1 pseudogene is annotated in these 1,106 nt (G+C 70.3%); it reads right to left on the bottom strand.

Annotation, left to right across the window (positions count from 1 at the left end):
- A pseudogene (locus LQ51_RS10020) lies at positions 1-706 on the bottom strand (hypothetical protein); the annotation flags it as partial.
- Positions 707-1,106 lie beyond the last annotated feature (400 nt).

Genomic DNA, 1,106 nt, shown 5'->3' with positions numbered 1-1,106 from the left:
CACCACCGTCACCCTCACCCTCGTCCTTGTTGTCGCCCTTCGGCGGCGGCCCAGGCGGCGCCGGGGTGAGCGCGGGCGCGTCGGCGGCGGCCGGCGGGGTCGGCGCGCCGCCGTACTTGAACTCGGCGGCGTTGCCGTCCTTGACGGTGAGGTCCTTCAGGGTCAGCTCGCCGCCGTCGGCGACCCGGAACAGCCGGAAGGCGTCCTCGGAGTCCCGCTTGATCGTCGAGTCGTTGCCCTTGATCGTCACGTCCTGCTTGATCGTCGGCAGGGCCGTGCCCGACTTCTTGTCCGCGAAGGTCAGCTCGTAGGTGCAGTGCTCGGCCAGCTCCAGCGTGCCGCCGTGACCCCGGTTCGCCAGGTCGATCGCCTCGACCAGCTCCTCGTCGTCACACGGCACCGCCCGCACCTCGCCGTGCTCACCCCACTCACCCCAGCCGTGGTCCTTGCCGTCTCGGCCGTGCTGGTCCTTGCCGTTCTCCTCGCCCGCCGGGCCCGCGTCGTCCCGGAGCTGCTGGGCGGTGGACCACTTCACGTCGGCGAGCCGGTGCGGGCCGACCGCTCCCGTGGTCGCGTACGCCACGCCGGCGAGGCTGACGGCTCCCGTCAGGCCCACCACGCCGGTGGCGAGCCACATCCGGCTACGGCGGAACGGGGAGATCGCCTTACCGGCGGCGTCATGGTTATTGCGAAGGTAGTTGGACATCGGAGCTCTCTGCCCTCTCCTTGTATCCGACAAGGTCGCTTCGCCACGGCGAGGCGGCCTTCGCTACAAATCGGTTGTAGCTGCTGAAACACACGCTATGAGAACCTTCTTCACCTCGGGCGCGTATACGAAAAAAACCCGCATTAGGGGCGGGTAGCGTGCTCGGCGGGCAGCCGGGACCGGAGGGCAGCAGGGGCGCCGCGGGTGGCGAACCCCGCCGGACGGGAGGAAGACGGCGCGACGGCCCGTACCGGAACCCGCGCCCGGAAACCGTCCGGCGGCGACGCGGAAGGAAAGCCGCCCCTTTCGCCCCGGCGGGGGGAAGGGGCCCCTTTCGCCGCGGCGCGGTGGAAAGGGGCCCCCAGGTTATGTGGTGGTTCAGTTGAAGCAGTCCTTGACG

The sequence above is a fragment of the Micromonospora sp. HK10 genome (assembly GCF_000982955.1).
Classification (GTDB): domain Bacteria; phylum Actinomycetota; class Actinomycetes; order Mycobacteriales; family Micromonosporaceae; genus Micromonospora.
The sequence above is the reverse complement of the archived record's forward strand: the minus strand, read 5'-3'. Positions and strand labels throughout refer to the sequence as shown.